13 protein-coding genes and 1 tRNA gene are annotated in these 18268 nt (G+C 53.5%); 7 read left to right on the top strand and 7 right to left on the bottom strand.

What is annotated here, in order from left to right; all coding sequences use genetic code 11:
- Positions 1-17 precede the first annotated feature (17 nt).
- Positions 18-512 (bottom strand): DUF1572 family protein, encoded by a 495-nt coding sequence (locus tag HB393_RS21645; protein WP_213807297.1) that lies wholly within the window; start codon positions 510-512, stop codon positions 18-20.
- A gap of 166 nt (positions 513-678) precedes the next feature.
- Between HB393_RS21645 and HB393_RS21640 the strand changes: the two genes are divergently transcribed.
- Positions 679-752: transfer RNA gene (locus HB393_RS21640), tRNA-Gln, on the top strand.
- A 661-nt stretch (positions 753-1413) separates the two neighbouring features.
- Here the strand turns inward: HB393_RS21640 and HB393_RS21635 are convergent.
- On the bottom strand, positions 1414-2124 hold the full coding sequence (locus HB393_RS21635) for an alpha/beta hydrolase (RefSeq protein ID WP_213807296.1): 711 nt from the start codon (positions 2122-2124) through the stop codon (positions 1414-1416).
- A 557-nt stretch (positions 2125-2681) separates the two neighbouring features.
- Between HB393_RS21635 and HB393_RS21630 the strand changes: the two genes are divergently transcribed.
- The gene (locus HB393_RS21630) at positions 2682-3326 is read left to right on the top strand and encodes an HD domain-containing protein (RefSeq protein ID WP_213807295.1); all 645 of its coding nucleotides are present in this window, start codon (positions 2682-2684) and stop codon (positions 3324-3326) included.
- Between the two features lie 140 nt (positions 3327-3466).
- On the opposite strand, the gene ruvX is transcribed toward HB393_RS21630, so the two are convergent.
- Positions 3467-3940 (bottom strand): Holliday junction resolvase RuvX, encoded by a 474-nt coding sequence (ruvX, locus tag HB393_RS21625; RefSeq protein WP_255551479.1) that lies wholly within the window; start codon positions 3938-3940, stop codon positions 3467-3469.
- Between the two features lie 128 nt (positions 3941-4068).
- Between ruvX and HB393_RS21620 the strand changes: the two genes are divergently transcribed.
- Positions 4069-6090, top strand: coding sequence for an amidohydrolase family protein (locus tag HB393_RS21620; protein ID WP_213807293.1), 2022 nt, complete (start codon positions 4069-4071; stop codon positions 6088-6090).
- Positions 6091-6192: 102 nt separating this feature from the next.
- Here HB393_RS21620 and HB393_RS21615 read toward each other — a convergent pair whose 3' ends face one another.
- The 3 genes from HB393_RS21615 to HB393_RS21605 form a co-directional block, all read right to left on the bottom strand.
- Positions 6193-7500 (bottom strand): TolC family protein, encoded by a 1308-nt coding sequence (locus tag HB393_RS21615; RefSeq protein WP_213807292.1) that lies wholly within the window; start codon positions 7498-7500, stop codon positions 6193-6195.
- A gap of 104 nt (positions 7501-7604) precedes the next feature.
- Positions 7605-10778 (bottom strand): efflux RND transporter permease subunit, encoded by a 3174-nt coding sequence (locus HB393_RS21610; protein ID WP_213807291.1) that lies wholly within the window; start codon positions 10776-10778, stop codon positions 7605-7607.
- On the bottom strand, positions 10778-12007 hold the full coding sequence (locus tag HB393_RS21605; protein WP_213807290.1) for an efflux RND transporter periplasmic adaptor subunit: 1230 nt from the start codon (positions 12005-12007) through the stop codon (positions 10778-10780). The genes HB393_RS21610 and HB393_RS21605 overlap by 1 nt, the downstream gene beginning before the upstream one ends.
- Positions 12008-13223: 1216 nt before the next feature.
- Here HB393_RS21605 and HB393_RS21600 point away from each other — a divergent pair.
- The 4 genes from HB393_RS21600 (at position 13224) to HB393_RS21585 (ending at position 16938) form a co-directional block, all read left to right on the top strand.
- A complete protein-coding gene (locus tag HB393_RS21600; RefSeq protein ID WP_213807289.1) occupies positions 13224-14054 on the top strand; it encodes an enoyl-CoA hydratase/isomerase family protein in 831 nt (276 codons plus the stop codon).
- A 55-nt stretch (positions 14055-14109) separates the two neighbouring features.
- The gene (locus HB393_RS21595; RefSeq protein ID WP_213807288.1) at positions 14110-14454 is read left to right on the top strand and encodes an EthD domain-containing protein; all 345 of its coding nucleotides are present in this window, start codon (positions 14110-14112) and stop codon (positions 14452-14454) included.
- Positions 14455-14782: 328 nt separating this feature from the next.
- On the top strand, positions 14783-15598 hold the full coding sequence (locus HB393_RS21590; RefSeq protein ID WP_213807341.1) for an SDR family oxidoreductase: 816 nt from the start codon (positions 14783-14785) through the stop codon (positions 15596-15598).
- Between the two features lie 338 nt (positions 15599-15936).
- Positions 15937-16938, top strand: coding sequence for an NAD(P)-dependent alcohol dehydrogenase (locus HB393_RS21585; RefSeq protein ID WP_213807287.1), 1002 nt, complete (start codon positions 15937-15939; stop codon positions 16936-16938).
- A 156-nt stretch (positions 16939-17094) separates the two neighbouring features.
- Here the strand turns inward: HB393_RS21585 and HB393_RS21580 are convergent, their stop codons facing one another.
- On the bottom strand, positions 17095-17649 hold the full coding sequence (locus HB393_RS21580) for a TetR/AcrR family transcriptional regulator (protein WP_213807286.1): 555 nt from the start codon (positions 17647-17649) through the stop codon (positions 17095-17097).
- Between the last annotated feature and the right edge of the window lie 619 nt (positions 17650-18268).

Below are 18268 nucleotides of genomic sequence, written 5' to 3'. Positions count from 1 at the left end.
TATCGCCAACCCGACCCCTAACGCCGCCGTGGCATAGTCAAATCCAGATCCGTCCCGACCATCTGTTTCGTCAACAGAACGATCTGCCCGACATGCTCTCCCACATGGGCTACTACTTGATAGATCGCCGCCAGTACCGTCACCTCTTGTCCCTGTGGACGAATCATCTCGCCCAACCGCTCCCCCGTGAGCCTGGAGATCACCTCTCGGGCCTCCGAGATGGTGCCGCCGAACATCTCGAGCAACTCCTCCCGCCGCATCCCCCCGGTGGTCTCGAACTCAGTGTCCCTCAGTCGCACATCCTCCCGGCCACCTATCCCATGCAAAATCCACTGTCGCGTATTCCCGCATAAATGCAGCACCAGATTCCCCACCGCATTCTCATGCGCCCCGCCTCGCGCCCATATCTGCTCCTCGCTCAAGCGCACCAGACAGACGTCCATTTTCTGCGTCAATGCCGCAAGCTTATGGTTGGAATAGTCCAGAAACAGCTCAGCCACCTCGTTTGTCATGCCGCTATCTTATCTCTGGGTAACCTCTTTCCGACTCATAACGCACTCATTCAGTTCTACAAAATCCACCGCCTCGCGTTGACCCCAAACGGCTCACACAGTACACTCAAAAAGGCGGTTGGCGATCATCACTGTTCGCAACCTAGCGGCGGCGCCATCCCTGCAATGCCCCCTCGTTCAATGGTAGGACTAGCGACTCTGACTCGCTCGATCGGGGTTCGAATCCCTGGGGGGCAACCAACCACTTACAAAACACCCTGAAAATAAACACTTTCACCCCAGAACAACGGGGAGTAATTACCAAAACACACGGTAATTGCTTTCATGTTGTCTCATGTGCTGTCACCGAATCTCAGGATTTTGGGGATAGTTTTGGGGGTACCCGAAAGGACGATTGGGGGTATTTTGAGACAAGTGGAATTCTTAGGCGGTTATGTGCAGCTTTGGCCGACTTTCGATTTGTGCACAACTGTGTGGTCCTGAAATGTATCGTGACACGACCAACCATTGCTCTTGCTAATAGAAGCTGCTCTTCGCACGTCTATAAAAATCGAGTTCTATCGCATCGTCGGGCATCGTGGGCATCCGAACACCCACAGACCGGATTTCAGGAAAAAAAAAGAAGCAGATGAAGTTTAGCTGCAGGCTTGTCATGACGGTAGCAGCATAGGGGACTCGGATCGAAAGGAAACCTTCCTGTTTCTATCAACAATCGAGTCAGTATGTTCTCAATTGCTCCAATATTAACGGCTGCCCCTGTGATCAAAATGGCTTCGCATGTGTCATGTTGCTGTCCTCTTTTCTGTCTTGATTTAGGCTTCACGCCAGCAACATCATTTATTGCCCCGCATATCTCAGGATCCATGATGTCACTTGCTCGTAATCCGTACGCTTGAATATCTCAAGGGATGTGTTTCTTGGTGATGGCGAGAATTTGGTCAGTTAGCGCATTGGGTCTTGCAATATGCGGGCAGTGGCCGGTGGCTATCTCGGTCACATCCGCGCCCGGTAACGAACGAGCAGCTTCTCTTTGCCAGGCAGGCCGAATTGTTCGATCGTTAGCACAAACGATGTAATGGCATCTGCGCTCTAAGGACTCTGACAAGGGAGACACAAAACCATAAAACGTATTGAGGGGCAGATTCGATCTCTTCCAGAAAAGATCCGCAGTACCCGCGGGACAATCGTGGAAGAGGTGGTGGTGAAGAAAAGAATGATGAGTGATTAGCGGGTGTTCAGACCGAATCAATACTTCATATCCAGCCGCCCATGCTGAATCGAAGATTTCTTCACCCAAGAGTAGCTGGTCCAGAAAACTTTGGCCCGCACGCCGAGTGAGCGACGCAATGTGGATCTCACATATGGCATCGAGCCTCTTCGCCAGCAACGGAACGACTATCCCGGCGAGGGAATGACCGATGAGAATAGTCTGTGGCCGGGGCGGGATCGTTTTGACGATTGCGTCGATCGTCGAAGTAAATCCTGAAGCCCATAACCAATCCGCTAAGTCCAATGTCGAGCTACTATGACCGTGGGCACCAAGCCCATCTTGCACATTCTGCCATGAAAGCGCCCGAAGTTCGGAACCAGCCAAAAAGATAAAGTGGGCCATTGTCTCTAGATCGCTGTTTGAACGACTGTAATTAAGCTATCGACGTCGGGACCTTGATGGTATGACGTTCTATATGCAGAAAGATCGAATATCACATCTTTATCGTGCAATTCTTGGAAGGCTGAAGTTCTCCAAGATGCGACACAATTCCTCCGACCTTTGAGACGCCGTTTGATCTGGCTAATCTTCATGTCACGGCTCTACTTTCTTGGCAATTGCATACAACTCAATAATAGATATTCATCCTTCTGCTTGGGATTCAGAGGGTATCGGCTATGTCCGTAATCGCGGCAACCCATCCTCGCCTAGCTAAAGTTCGTGATGTGAAGACATGAGTGGTACTTCCTGAGTGAGTGCAAATGGAAGAGTTATGATGTTGATCAAGCCGTGTAATGCAAGACCAGATTCAGTCAAAAGAAGTGTCCAAACAAACAGCATTGAATGGCTGCGGCTGACGTTGCGACATTAGTGTCCGGTGCATATTTAGCGGAATCAGAGGATAACAATAGTTTGGCTACACTCCTTCGAATACTGAAGGACACACCAAGGATTTACCTATGTCAAATCCCTCGGCATCTCTCGCCATTCCCGATTCGTCGCTTGCAAAAGAGGCTACCGATCTCTTGCGTGAGCATTCCACGGATCTGCTTTTCAACCACTCCATCCGTGTTTATTTGTTCGCGGCTGAGCAGGGCCGTCAGCGAAAGCTTCACTTCGACCCTGAACTCCTTTATGTCGCGGCCGCATTTCACGACTTCGGCCTCATTAAGAAATTCTCCAGCCCGGACGAGCGCTTCGAGGTTGATGGCGCAAACGCGGCCCGTCAGTTCCTCACTGCACATAAGGTTCCTGAAGAGCAGGTGCAAATTGCTTGGGAAGCTATCGCTCTACACACAACCCCAGGTATCACTCAGTACATGCACCCTGAAGTCGCCCTCCTCTATTCAGGGGTTGGTCTTGATGTGCTCGGGAAAGGCTTCGATCAATTTCCTTCAGAGTTGCGTGAAGAAATCGTTGCCCGGTATCCTCGAAAACACTTCAAGGAAGACTTCATTCAGGAGTACTTTGCCGGCTTTACAAGGAAGCCTGGTACGACCTACGGCACCGTGAACGCTAGCATCTGTGAGCGTCTCATTCCTGGCTATAAGTCTCCCAATGCCTGCGACGTCATAGCTGCATCGCCCTTCCCTGATTCCGAATAGCAACTCGAACGGAAAGATGGGATAAAAATGGCTAACACAGGAAGATTGCGCAAATGAAATGACATCAACCTTCCGTTGTTGTCCCCTTCGAGGAGACGATCTTCGTTGTCAAGACTTACACGCGATAGGGGATCGCTTCTCTATCCCTTCGTCTCCCGAGCCTCAAGATCGCGCTGCTCCAAGGCGATTCGCGCCGTGGCGTCCTCCCTGGCCTCCATCCACCCCCGGAGAATTACCACTGCCGCAACTTGGTCGATTACTCGCTTGCGGTCCATTCGGTCATGCCCGGCTTCATCGAGAATCTCGTGCGCCGCCACAGAGCTAAGTCGTTCGTCCCACAGCCATACCGGCAGCTCGCTCCGTCGCCGCAACTCCGCGGCAAATTCCTGGACCTTCGCACCCCAAGGACTCACGTCGCCCGACATGTGCAGTGGATTCCCAACTACTATCTCCACCACCTCATACTTCCGGATCAGCCGCAACAGGCTTCGCAGATCCTCGCCTCGGCTCTTGCGCCACAAGGTCAGTAGAGGCTGCGCCGTATAGCCCAGCGGATCCGAGAGTGCCACGCCTACGCGTACCTTCCCTATATCCAACGCCATCACTCGCCCCATAGCCATACTCCCAGTCTAATCGTCGCTCTTGCCCTATGAACACAGCTAACTTATCCATCTATTCGCTCGATCAGCCAGCCACATCTCCGTTACGATCAAAGAGACACAGCCCAAAGGCCTCTCAACCCATGCGAAAATCCGCACTCCTCTGCCTCCTTGTTGCCTTTCCGCTTGCAGCCCAAGCTCAGCCGGGCCCTCGCCTCCTCGAACATGGCACCTACAAGATCCACCTTCTTCTCCACACCATCGGAACCGAAGACTACACCCTCACGGAGGTTGCCCCCGGAACATCCAAAGAACAACGGATCCTCACCTCCACCTCCACTACCTTCGACCGCGGTATGAAGCGGGCTAGCACTTCCACTCTTGCCCTCGGTCCACAGCTTGAACCCATCTCGCTTGAGCAGCACGCCACGCCTTCGGCAAACCCGGACGCTCAATCCACTACCATCCAGGGCAAGACCGCCACCCTCCACGAAGGTGGCCTCAACCGCACCATGACGAAGCCCCCTGTCGCCTTTGTCGGCTTCTCCTCTATGCCCGCCTCACTCCAGATGCTGATGATGCGCTATTGGAAGCTCCACCACCAGCCCGCGCGGCTTTCCATCCTTCGCGCCAGCGCCGAAGCCCTGCCTCTTGAGATCCGCCTCGTAGGCCACGAAGCCTTCACCATCGATGGACGCACTGTCCGTCTCACTCGCTACACTATCCAGAACCTCATCTGGGGTCGCGAGATCCTCTGGATGAACGACCACGGCCGCCTCGCAGCCGTCATGACCTTCGCTGGAGGACTTCCCCAGGAAGAGGTTCTCGACGAGTACGACTCCGCCGCCAGCGAGCTCCTCCGCAGCGGAGTGCGCCAGCAGGTCCTCGACCTCGCTGATCTCGACCGCCAGGTCCCGCCCCTCGCCATCGGGTCCTTCGCTATTCTCGGCGCACGCCTCATCGACGGTACCGGTGCACCCGCCTTGGAAAACTCAGCCGTCCTCATCCGCGATGGTCGCATCGTCAGCGTCGGGACTGCCGCCTCCACGCCCATTCCTGCCGGAATCCGCATCATCCACGCCGAGGGTAAGTCGCTCCTCCCCGGCCTCTGGGAGATGCATGTCCACTACTCCGGCATCGAATTCGGTCCGGCCCTCCTCAGCGCCGGCATCACTACCGCCCGCGACTGCGGTGGCGAGTTTAGCTTCCTCACCACCATTCGCGACCGCATCGACAAGCAACATGCCCTCGGCCCACGTTTGCTGCTCGCCGGCCTCATCGACAGCGGCGGGCCCCTCGCCTTCGGCGGCGTTGACGTCGAAACCCCGGCCGAAGCCATCCAGGCCGTCGACCTCTACGCCAGCGCCCACTTCGAGCAGATCAAGGTCTATACCCAGATCAAGCCCGACATCCTCAAGGTCATCGCCGACGAAGCCCACAAACGCGGCATGACCGTCACCGGACACGTTCCTGCCGCCATGAACGCCTTCGATGCCATACCCGACGGTCCAAATCAGAACCTCATGGACCAGATCAACCATCTTCAGTTCGTCATCCGCGCGATGAACCTGGATGGAGGCGTCGGTCCTGTCGACCTCCAGTCCGACCGCTCCAAAAAACTTATCGCTCTCCTCAAACAACACAACACCGTCATCGATCCCACCAACGCCTGGGGTGAGATGGCCGGCCACTCCAAAGACATCGACCCCATCAGCTTCGAGCCCGGCCTGAAGTCTGCCCCTTACACCCTCGTCACCAAATACCGCGCCCTGGGAGTTCCCGCCGCTGATAGCGCCAAGTTCCGCGAGCGCATGGATACCAACAGCAAGGTCGTCCGTGCCCTCTATGAAGCCGGTATCCCCATTGTCGCCGGCAGCGACACCAACCTCCCCGGCTACGGCCTCGACCGCGAACTTGAGCTTTACGTCCAGGCTGGCATCCCACCCATAGCAGCCATCCAGACCGCCACTCTAAATGCAGCGCGTGCCATGCGCCTCGAAAAAGACTCAGGCTCTATTGAGCCCGGCAAACGTGCCGACCTCATCCTCGTAGACGGCAACCCCCTCGCGAACATCAGCGACCTACGCAAAGTGACCACCGTAGTCACTAACGGCCGGTTCTACGACACAAAGAGACTAGCCCAGACCGTAGGCTTCAAAAGATAAAGATCGACGGCTTACTGATCTCATGCTGCTCTAAGTTATTGTTTGCGAGTGACTGGGGCGACCCCCGCCGATAGTTTCAAAAACGATGGCATATTTGAACTTTCATGGCTGGATGCATGTCTGGAAATTGATCGTTGAGATGGCCAAGCTGTATTGGGATCTCGCATTGGCATTGCCGATCGCTGCTTCTGTTTGCTGCAGCTCTGCCTGGCTCAATTCCACAATGGAGCTGAGACCAAGATCGTATCGGGTCTTAGCCAGATCAAGCGCTGTGTTTGCCTCTTTCAACAACTCCGCCGTCACCGTTACCCGCTGCAATGCTGTATTTGAATTGAGCCATGCAGTGCGGACATCGCGGACTACCTGGTCTAGCAAAGCACGGGTCTGCTCGGTTGCCTCCTTCGATTCAAGTGAGGCTTCAGAGGCCTGTGCCGAGAGTCGAAACCCATTGAAGATCGGGATGCTAACGTTGCCCCCCACGGCACCGTACCAGTTTGTCGTGATGTACTGCGAAGAGCCTACCGGCGTTCCACCAACTACGCCGAGAGCACTAATAGTGGGGAGCAACTGTTCGTGCTGTGCCTTACTGAACTTCTGGGCCGCCTGTTCGCTATATTTAAACGATCGGAGGTCAGGCCTGTTCTGTATGGCCTGAGCGATGAGCGCATCGGCATCAGGAGGAACTGTCGGGAGAGAAGCTGAATCGTCAACAAGTTGAAAGTTCATCTCTTTGTCGTAGCCAAGTACGGCGCTGAACGCGGCTTTAGCAGCGTCAAGGTTGTTTTGTGCATTGAGCTGCAGAAGCTTTGCCTGTGACAAATTAACTCGAGCGAAGCTCTCGTCTAGATCTGACTTCAGCTTTGCTTTGGTGAACGCACCCACTTGGTCTACAAGGGCTTGTCTGGCGTTAACGGTCTGCATCGCAACTTTGAGTGTGTCCTGCGCTTCGATAACCGCGAAGAAGACTTGATCGGTTGCCAACAATATATCTAGACGACTTGCCTCAGCGTCAGCCAATCGCGCCTTCTCTTGTAGTTTTGCTGAAGCCACTAGGTTCCGGGTGTGCCCAAAGTCGGTGATGAGTTGGCTGAGTTGGACTCCCATCCCAGCGTGTTCAACCAGCCGCGACGCCGTTAAGGAACCGCTGGAGATGCGGCTTCCGTCGTTCGCTTCCACCGCAGTCAGGTTTCCGCTCAAGTTGGGAAGTTCATCGGCTCGGCGTTCTCTTGCGGCCTGATGCTGAACACGGGCGATCAATGCCGAGATGCGGATGCGAGGATTGTTGGCCAGGGCCAGCTTTTCAGCCTCTAGCCGAGTCAGGGGCATTTGATTCTCTTCTGTCCTAACCTGGGCAGGAGAGCTCGTGACCGGTCCCGTCTGCGCTGATGAGATAAGTATTGATTGCGTCATTGGTGCATTTGGGAGAGCTGTCGAGGCGTTCTGCGCAAGCAGTCCCGAAGCTCCCAGAACAAATGGAAGGAGGGCGTTGTAGATGATTGGATTCGCTTGCATGGCTAAATCTCCTCTGCTGTGGCGCTGTACTGTTCCTTGCGGTGGACGAGCAGATAAACCGTGGGCACAAGAAATACAGTGACAAGGCCCGATACCGACAATCCTCCGAGAATGGCGCGTGCCAGGGGTGCGTATTGCTCGCTCCCAGGTTCGAGTGCCAGCGCCATGGGGATGAGGCCAAGAATTGTGGCCATGGTTGTCATAAGGATGGGGCGCAAACGCACTTTGCAGGCTTCGGATAGAGCCTGCTTCAGAGCCATTCCTTCGTGCCGCAACGTTCCAACGAACTCAACAATCAGAATGCTGTCGGATACGGCGATACCGGTCATCATCACGACTCCCATTAGGGACATGACATTAAGGGTGGTATCGGTAAGCAATAGAAAGATCAGCACTCCTGACAGTCCAGGTGGGACCGCCAGCAGGATGATGAACGGAGCGGAGAAAGACGCGAACTGTGCCATCAGGATCAGGTAGACCAACACCGCTGCAAGAATGAGACCTAAGCCAAAGCTCGAAAAAGAGCTATCCATATCGCGAACGGAGCCACGGACCTTGACCGTTACGCCATGTGGCTTCTGAATCTGGCCGACGATTGACTCGACTTCTCGGTTTACCTTACTGAGATCTTCCTTCTTCGGCATGACATAGATGTCGAACTCCCGTCGTAGTTGGTAATGGTCCACTTCTGTTGGTGTGTTGATCTGCTTGATATCGGCAACAGATTGGAGTGGGGTGGTGTTTGCCCCGTCGGGGGACCGAAGAGGAATCTGCTTGAAGTCGGTCATTGTTTTGATCAGGTTCTCAGGGTACTGAACCGTCAACATGTAACTGTTGCCCGTCTTTGGATCGACCCAAAAACTTGGCGAAATAACGCCGTTTGAGGTGAGTGCTGTGATGACGTTATCGACGATATTCTTAGGTGACACACCGAGCAGACCGGCCTGAACGCGGTTGATGTTCAGCTCCAGTCCGGGATAATCGAGGTCTTGCGGGATCAACACGTCGTTGACTGAGCCGAGCTTCTTCAGCTTGGCTGCTGTAGTCTTGGCGATGTCGTACGCCTGATGTAGATCGTTGCCGCCGATCTGGATATCGATCGGCGCGGGTTTGCCCTGATTGACCACCGAATCGACGAGACCACCGGCCTGGAAGTACGTGGCGACATCAGGGAAGTCTTTGGTCAGCTTTTCGCGGACCTTTTGCATATAGGCATAGCTGCCAGTTTTGTGTTCCTCCTTCAAGCTGACTTGAATAAACGCGGTGTGCATTCCCGAGTTCGAGGTATAGATTGCGGAAAGATCAGGGGTGATGCCGATGTTGGACACCATCATATTCAGGTCTTCCGGCGAAACCACACTGCGGATGTCCTGCTCCATCTTCGCGATGTAGTCGTCTGTCACCTCGATTCTCGTACCGGCTGGGAGCTTTACATCAACGACGAATTGGCCGGGGTCAGTACGAGGGAAGAACGCTTTGCCGAGGAATGGATAAAGAGCCAAGCTGCACACGACAAACAGGCTGAAGACAACTACGACAAAGACAGGCCGGTCCAGACATGTAGCGATTGCCTTCTCATACTTTGCCTGTAGTGTGTGGAAGCCCAGATTGAATCTGTCGATGATGACGTGAAAGAAGTTGTCCTTTACTTTCTTCGGCGCGTGCGAATCGAGATCTTTCTCAATTGCGGCCGTTCCGTGGTCAGGATCGATCGCGATGAACTTCGCACAGAAGAGGGGCACGACGGTCATTGCGACGACATAGGATGAGAAGAGCGCAAGCACCACAGCGAGTGCGAGTGCTGTAAACAAATACTTGCTAACTCCAACAAGCAGAATGACAGGAAAGAAGACAATAGAGGTACTGAACGTGGCTGCAAGCACCGCCAGTTGTACTTCCTTACCTCCCTTGACGGCGGCCTCTGCTGGAGACTCACCCATCTCCATATGACGAAAGATGTTTTCAAGCACAACGACGGAGTTATCGATGAGACGAGAGAGAGCGAGGGCCAAACCTCCCAAAACCATCGTGTTAATCGAGCTCCCCCCTAGGTTTAGTCCTAAAAATGTAGCCAGGCAGGAGATCGGGATGGAGATGAGCACTGCAACCGTCGCGCGAATATTGCCCAGAAAGAGCAGGATCATCAACGCCGTTAGACAAAGCCCTATGGTTCCCTCGTTGATGACGTTTTTGACTGCAATTTTCACGAAGATCGACTGGTCGAAGACGACGCTCGTCTTCAATACCGAAGGAATATCCAGCAGGTTTCCAACTGCTTTTTTAACGCCATTGACGATGGTGATCGTGTTCGAGTTGCCGCCTTGTTTCAGAACTGGGATGTATACGGAGTGTTGGCCATCAACTCGAACGATGTTGGTCTGGAGCTGACCGGCATCTTTTGCCTGACCAATGTCAGCGACCATGACCGAGGCATTACCGACTGTTTTCAGAGGCAAATCGTTGATCTGATCGACGACGGGAACTTGGCTGTTCGCATAGATGTTGTAGTCTTTCATCCCAATGCGAACGTCACCGGCTGGAAGAATCAAGTTGGACTTATTGAGAGAGTCAACTACATCTGTGACGCTCATCTGGTGAGCTTCGAGCTTCACCGGGTCGACATACACCATGATTTGGCGATACCGGCCGCCATAGGGTTGCGGAACCGACGCACCGGGGACATTGGCAACTTGATTACGAACTGTGAACTGGGCAAGATCTTTAAGCTGCGTTTCATTGAGCCCTTCACCCTTTAAGGTGATGAGGCAGACCGGAAGATTGGCAGCGTCGAACTTGAGTACAACAGGCGGCAGGGTTCCAGGGGGAAGACGGCGTAGGTTCGCCATTGCCAAGTTCGAGATATTGCTGACGGCTGCATTTGCATCGGTTCCGGGTTGGAAGTAAATCTTGATGAGGCTGACTCCCGGCAGAGAACGTGACTCGATGTGGTCGATTCCGCTACCCAAGGTGAAGAATCGTTCGTAACTGTTCGTGATATCGGATTCGATCTGTTGAGGCGGCATACCTGCGTAAAACGTTGCGACGACTACAACAGGGATATTGACTTCGGGAAAGAGATCTACGGGCATACTCGTCACGGTGGTTACGCCGACCACCATGACGACGAGACACATCATGAGGATGAAGAAGGGATACTTGATAGCGAAGGATGACATTACTGGTTGTCCCCCTGCTTTGACATCGAGATAGTGCTAAGTTGGGGGTGCACAATTTGACCGGGCTGGTAGTTTGTCTGTCCGGAGACGATGACAGACTGATGTTCGGAGAGTCCTTGCATAACCTCGATGCGGCCGGGGCTCTGAATCCCAAGTGTGACCAGTACTTTCTGAACTTTGCTGTCGGCATCCACAGCCAACACTGACGACTGACCATCTCCCTTGACTACGGCGCCCGCAGGTACGGTAAGAACGTTTTTCTGTGCTTGCAGGACAATAGTGGTTTGTGCGGTCATCCCTGTACTGAGTGCGAGGTCGGGATTGGGAACATCGACCTCGGCCAGCATCGTCCGGGTAGAGGTAGATAGTTCGCGTGTGAAGCGGATGATCTTCCCCGCAAAGGTCTTGCCCGTCGCCTGCAACTTAATCGAGACATCTCCACCTATTTTGATGAAGGGAACATCTTCCTCGGGCACAGGCATACGCAAACGGAGAAGGTCGCTCTGCGCCAGTTTGACCACTGGCATTGACTGGGTGTTCGACGTGGTTCCAGCTTGAATGAGCGAGCCGACGTCGGCGTAACGCATGGTGATGACGCCGGCGAACGGTGCAGTCACCACGGAGTAGTCCTTGAGAGATTGAATGCGCTGATTGTCCGCTTGCGAAACACCCAATTGCTCTTTGGTCGCCTCGAGCGTTGATTTGGCCACGCTGATCTTCGCCTGGGCGTCCAAGTCTCTGGCTCGCGCATCATCAAGCTCTTGTTCGGCCACTAGACCCGGACGCTGCTTCGACGCCGCAAATAAGCGGATATAGGCTGCGTGAACCGCGGTATAGTTCGCTTCGGCAAGAGACACACCACTTTGAGCGCGAGCAATCTTAGACTGACTGTGCCGCACCTCAGCCTGCGAACCGGCTACCTGAGCGCTGAGTTCAGGGACTTCAAGCGTCGCGATGACCTGCCCATTCTTGACCCGATCTCCAATATCGACGTTGATGCGCCGGATATAACCAGAGACCTTCGCGTGAAGCTCGACCTCTTGATAGGGCTGGAATTCGCCAGCAACGGTTAGCGTGCTCGCAAGGTCACCCCGGGTCACGGGCGCAACCGAAGCCGTTGCGATTGGGGCCGAGTCTGGCTGCTTATCTTTGCAACCGCTGAAGACAAAGCATGGAAGCGCAATACAAAGCGCGCCCCTGAAAACGATCGAATGAGATCGCATCGACATGGTGAGGCACCTATCGTAGTACAGGAGAATATGAGGGAACTAGAAACCCTTCAGAGGGACACAGACTTGCCAATGCAAGGGTATGGGTAGCTGCCTAAAGGGAACTCTGTCTAATTGGAGGGAAGTATTACGGGTGGGGGTCGGAAAAAGAAAAAGTTGGAATGAGACGACCATTGCCGGCCGGAATCGTCCATCGTGGCCTTTCGCATCCAGGTGGACACGGAGAGTCGCAGGCCAAGCATGAGGGCGACCACGATAATCGCCGGGGAATAGATAGAGGGTTGATGATTTTGTACCGCAGGAGATGGGGCCTCATCTATCCGTTCTGTAGAAGGCCTCTCCTTCTGTGAGAGGAGCTTCGCCGCGGGGATGACTGAGGTCGAATCGCCTCGGCTATGGTAGAGCGAAAGCTTGTAGCCGGTACCCCAGCCCAGAACCATGCAGGCCAAAAACACGATAGCAAAGATAGTCATGCTGGATGTTCGTCGACCTGGAGAGTTTATCTGCATGAGTTAATTCCACACATCAAAGACAGGACCATTACTCAAGACCAAATCTAGACCTTCTTCTGAGTATCAGGGAAAATGAGCAATTTCGCAAAAGCAAACTCTCATTGCGCCGCGAATGCTTTGTAGAGTCAAAAGGAGAGGAGGAGGATGTTTCGGGAGATCACGTCGCCTCCTCTGAATCAGGAGGCTAGTAGAGCCTCTCGCCATTTAGCTTCTTTTCAATGTTGGCTGCTTCCTACATTGGATGGACCGAAGCAGTGCAAACTCGGTACACTACCCTCCAATTAGAGGCTCGCAAACCAGCAGAAGACGCTGGCTTCGCTATCGAAGGCTGCAATTTCGACCGGAAATGACATAGGCAAGTATTTTCGCGGCTGCAAGGCATATCAGTCTGATCTCCTCGTTATCGGCGTGCCCAAAGATGCCGTTCGAAACATCGTCGTCGAACGAGCCAACAACGTTTATCTGCGGGTAAATAAACCGGTCTGGATGAAGCATCGCATATTGCCTGGCAAGGACATTGCGTCTGGATATGAAGTAGTGTCCCTTCGTGGATCCACTGCTTTCGCAGAATGACTGGAAGGGATGTTCGTTCCTAATTTGTTGTTCCCGCGATCTCACGGACGCATGAGACGCGCCCACAATAATCAACCCGAGCGAGCCTGCGGGCTCAACAAGACCCAAATGTTCTAAGCGAGGTAAATCACATGAGCACAATAAGGCAACGTCTCAAGGTCAAAGTTGTGACACCCGGATACTGGCGCATTACTATCGACAATCCTCCTATTAATCTCTACGACCCTGAGATGTTCGCGGAGTTGCGGGTGCTTATGGACCGCATCGATTCCGATTCGGACCTCAAAGTCGTTGTCTTTGACAGCGCAAATCCGGACTACTTCGTAGCCCATTACGATGTCGTCCGTGGTGAAGAAATTCCTCAGACTCCAGGTGCAGCAGAGTTTTCGCGCTGGCCGGAGTTTGTTACCCGTCTTACGAATTCTCGTGTTGCAAGCATCGCCCTTGTTCGCGGTCGGGCTCGCGGTCACGGCAGTGAACTCGCTTTGGCATGCGATATGCGCTTTGCCAGCCGAGAAAAGGCTGTGTTCTGCCAGATCGAAGTGGGTGTAGCGGTCGTACCTGGCGGGGGAGCGACTGAAGGGCTGTCGCAGTTGACTGGACGGGCAAGGACGTTAGAGATTCTGCTTGGAGCCAACGACTTCGATGCTGACACAGCAGAACGTTACGGATGGGTCAATCGCGCTCTTCCTGACTCAGAGCTGGATGAGTTTGTAGATAATCTCGCTCGCCGCATCGCCAGCTTCGAACGACGTCCCCTTGAACTTGCAAAGAAGCTGGTCAATTCGCGGGCAAAAGTAACTCAGGAAGCAGATCGCTGGGCGTCCAATCAGCACTTCATCACCACAACCACCTGGCCGGAGACGAAAGCAGCTTTCGCCTCACTTCTTGATCGGGGATTGCAGCAGAAAGGCGATTTCGAGTACAGTCTCGGCGCCAAGCTCGGGCCTAATGGAAAGTAACCACTAATTATTGGCGCCTTCGGAACCCTAAACCGAAATTCAAAGGAGAGTCGATGTGTACAAACTGAATATTTTTATGCGTCGTAAGGAAGGCATGAAGTTCGAGGAGTTTTCCAAGCATTGGCGGACAGTCCACGCAGCTGTCTTGACGAGTCAGCCCGCCTCGAAGAGATATATTCGCCGGTACATTCAATGTCACAGATTGGCTGCGACATTGAATGACAGAATTCCATCGACGGTTGATGGGATCGCGGAAGTATGGTTCGATGATCAAGCTAGCGCGGAGGCGTTCTTCGCGACGCATGACTATCAAGAGAACATTGTCGCTGATGAACGGAAGTTTATGGATCGGGAGAACTGCCAGCTATTGTTTACAGATGAAGTTGTTGTAATGCAGTGACCTACACCCGTTTAATTGTTACCAAATGGCCAATCTGCAGACAGATGGCTGTTTTATTCGTATAGAATCGCTGTCCATTGCCCGCGTGGCGACCATAGCAAACACTTGTGGCGGCGCGTTTAGCGGTGTGGCCCTGCGCCGATACTCGCCATCCAGAACTGGTAATGAGATTGACCACGATCAACTGCATTTTCTAGCCACGATGAATCACAGTTCCACGTTAAGAACGCTAATCTTCGCTGTGTGATCCTTGACTCTCAGCGTGACGTATGTCATGCTCAAATGCAGTTGAACATGTTGCCCATCATGCTGAATAAGGGGATTGGATATGAGCACACAGAATAACGGCGGCGCGGCACTAGGAGTTGCCGTAGTCACAGGCGCTTCGGCAGGTATTGGAAAAGAATATGCGGATCGTCTAGCTAAGCGTGGCTACGATCTGATTCTGGTCGCGCGCCGCAAAGATCGTCTTGAGGCACTCTCGAAGGAATTGCGGAATAAGTACGGGGTAAAAGCAGAAGTTCTCGTCGCAGACCTCGGCAACGATACCGATTTGAAACGAGTGGGAGATACCATCGCAGTCAATGAGCGGATCACCCTTTTGGTCAACAATGCGGGCTCATCTGCTTTGAAGCCCTCAATCAACCTTCCTGTCGATGTCGTTGACAATCTGATGGATGTCAACGCAAAGTCAGTCACGCACCTGAGCCTTGCTGTTCTCCCTACCTTTATAAAGCGCAACAGCGGCACGTTGATCAACATCGGATCTGTGCTTTCGTTCTATGCAACTCCAATCAGTACATCCTACAGCGCTGCCAAGGCACATGTGATGTTATTCACCATTGGTCTTCGGGACGAACTCGCAAACACCGGAGTTCGAGTGCAGCTCGTACTTCCAGCCAGCACTGGGACCGATCTTTGGGACCTGTCCGGATTTGGCTTAAAAAATCTTGACCCGGCGACGGTGATGACGACGGAGCATTGTGTCGATGCTGCGCTAGCCGGCTTGGATGCAGGCGAAACGGTCACCCTTCCATCGGTTGAAGACGCTAGCCGGTGGGAGGTCTTCGATAAGGCCCGCCTCGCGATGTTCGCAGATTCGCAGACTGGCAAACCCGCTTCTCGCTACGGCCTCGGCGGGTAGAGGCGTGTGGGTCGTGAGCATGCATCACGGCCCACTTCTTAAGGAATGAAATGGCGACTACCCAAAATGCGAGCTCTGCTCCAAGACACCCCAATATCAAGCTTGCAGCGAGGACTTAGGCGGTGATGGGATGCCTTTGATGGACGGGATTCTCAATACTGCTGTCGCTAAAGTGACATGCGAACGGGCTAACCCCCCGGTACTTGATGTATGCAAAACCTTGATCTCTTTGAGAAAGCCTCTTGGCCCGACTCTTGTCTTTCCTTAATGAGGAGCGAGTGATCGCGAAGCATAGAGCCATGTCGCCCCAGCAAAGGCAGTGAAAGGACACGATGAAAGTGGTCAAATTAAAATCTCCGTATGAGTTGAGCAATCTAGAAGTGACGGAGATGGAGGCACCTGGCGAGCCTGGCCCTGGAGAGATTCTGGTCCGTATATATTCAAGTTCTCTAAACTTCCATGACTACGCAGTTGCGATCGGTGCGCTACCCACTCAGCCCGGCCGAATTCCGTTGAGCGATGGAGCTGGAATCGTTACGGCCCTCGGCTCCGGAGTCAGCGAATTCAAAGTCGGCGATTCCGTTGTCTCCTGTTTTGCCCCGAGTTGGCAGTACGGAACCCCCACCATTTCGGATTTCTCTCAAACGCCCGGCGATGGTGTCGACGGCTACGCACTTGAGGCTGTGATTCGCCCTGCTAACTGGTTCACCCGAGTTCCGCGTGGATATAGTTACGCCGAAGCCGCCACAATTACGACGGCGGGTCTTACCGCGTGGAGAGCCCTCGTTGTGGAAAGCAAGGTGAAGCCCGGAGATACCGTGTTGATACAAGGATCTGGAGGGGTTTCGATCTTCGCGCTGCAGATTGCGAAAGCAATGGGCGCTACTGTGATTGCGACTTCATCGTCCTACGAGAAACTTGAACGTCTGAAGGATTTAGGCGCGGATTTCACCATCAACTACAAGCGCCAGACGCAGTGGGCGCGCGCTGTTCTCGCGCTAACAGACGGCATAGGCGTCGATCACATCGTCGAGGTTGGAGGACAAGGAACCCTTGGCCAGTCCATCCAAGCCTGCAGGATTGGTGGTCATATCCAGTTAGTAGGAGTGTTGACCGGACTCTCGGGTGAGATTGCGCTACCTCTACTACTAGGTCGTCAGATCCGCTTGTCTGGATTCATCGTGGGTAGCCGTGCTCAACAAATGGACTTTATCCGAGCGATCGAAACAACCGGCTTGAGGCCAGTTATTGATAGCCAGTTTCAGCTAAACGAACTGGGAACAGCTTTCCAGCGACAGGCGGCAGGAAAGCACTTCGGAAAGATTGCCATCGCGATCTAGCCGAATGCCGCTGTGAATCGTCTAACGCTGCTATGGACAATGCTGAGCTATCGAAGCTCTAGAGAAGGATCCGAGCACGTCTCCGATCAACGTGCTTCCGTTCTTTCCTCATCATTACCCCGGCACCGAAGCTCTTAATACCGGCGTGGCTGGTTCTCAGCCAACACGACTTCTCACCTCATCCAGAATCTCTTGCGAGAACTTATCATCGTTAACGGCCCGAGCGAGGATAACTGCACCTACGATTGTGGAGTACAGATGAATAGCGTCTCCGCGTGCGGATCTGCGGGAGCGCCACGGAAACCGCGTTGCCAGTTTCTGAATTAGCCCCTTAAGCTGTTCCGTGAACGGCGCACGGACCTGTTCCTGTTGTCGCACTTCGGATGACAGAGCCGCCACCAGGCAACCCCCGGCGAAGTCGTCTCTATGTTGTTTGCTCAAGTAATAGTCGACGTACTTTGCCACGCCCTTTTCTGTCGCGGGCAACTTGTCGAAGTCACCTGTCGCCCGCTGAAATTCACGGGTCAGAGACTCGGCCATTAATGCTTCTTTGGATTCGAAGTGATTGTAAAACGGACCATGGGTCAAGCCGGCTGTCTTCATGACCTCGTTGACGCTCACTGCAGCAAATCCGCGCTCACGGAATAGTCGGATCGACTGATCCAGGATGCGTTCATGTTTTTGGGCCGTGTCGGCCGCTGTATAACCCATTGGACCTCCAACAATTCTCTACTCTCACCATGATATACGTCATGCTTGAAGCGCGCAATAATCGGCCTCCCCCGATCGCAATAGGGTGGCTGCAATTTGGTCGACATCAATTCGCCTGATTCAAAATGATGGTCACGTTCGATTCGATGGGTTATGCGATCAAAGAGCGTTCGCTCCATCCGCAAACCTACGCCAACAGGGGATGCGGTGACTCTTGATCAGGCGGAAGAGGCTATTGCTGTACCGGAAATGTTTGAAGGATCAAAAGCACATTGGTCGTCCGTCTGAATTCCGCATCAACGGAATATTTAGTTACATCCAAGATGGCGTACCGAGGGCTGCCGCTCTCAGAGGAAATTGGTCAGCGGTCCTGATTTCCGATCTCGGTGCGTCAATCAAGTCGAAAGTGAAGTGGAAGACTTCATAAAAATGGGAAGCGCGGAGGGCTTTCCGAAACGACACCACGTCTGACCAATGTGTGCACCGGAAACAATATGCGGGAGGTATTATCCCTGGCAGATGACACTTTGCGATCGTCATTACTTAAACTTAACTTAGACGGTTGTATGGGATCTTGGTCAACGAATTTTCCGTGCGCACTACGAAAAAACGTTGTCCG

The organism is Granulicella sp. dw_53, assembly GCF_018449545.1.
Taxonomy (GTDB): Bacteria; Acidobacteriota; Terriglobia; order Terriglobales; family Acidobacteriaceae; genus Edaphobacter.
This window is presented reverse-complemented; position numbering and strand designations above follow the sequence as displayed.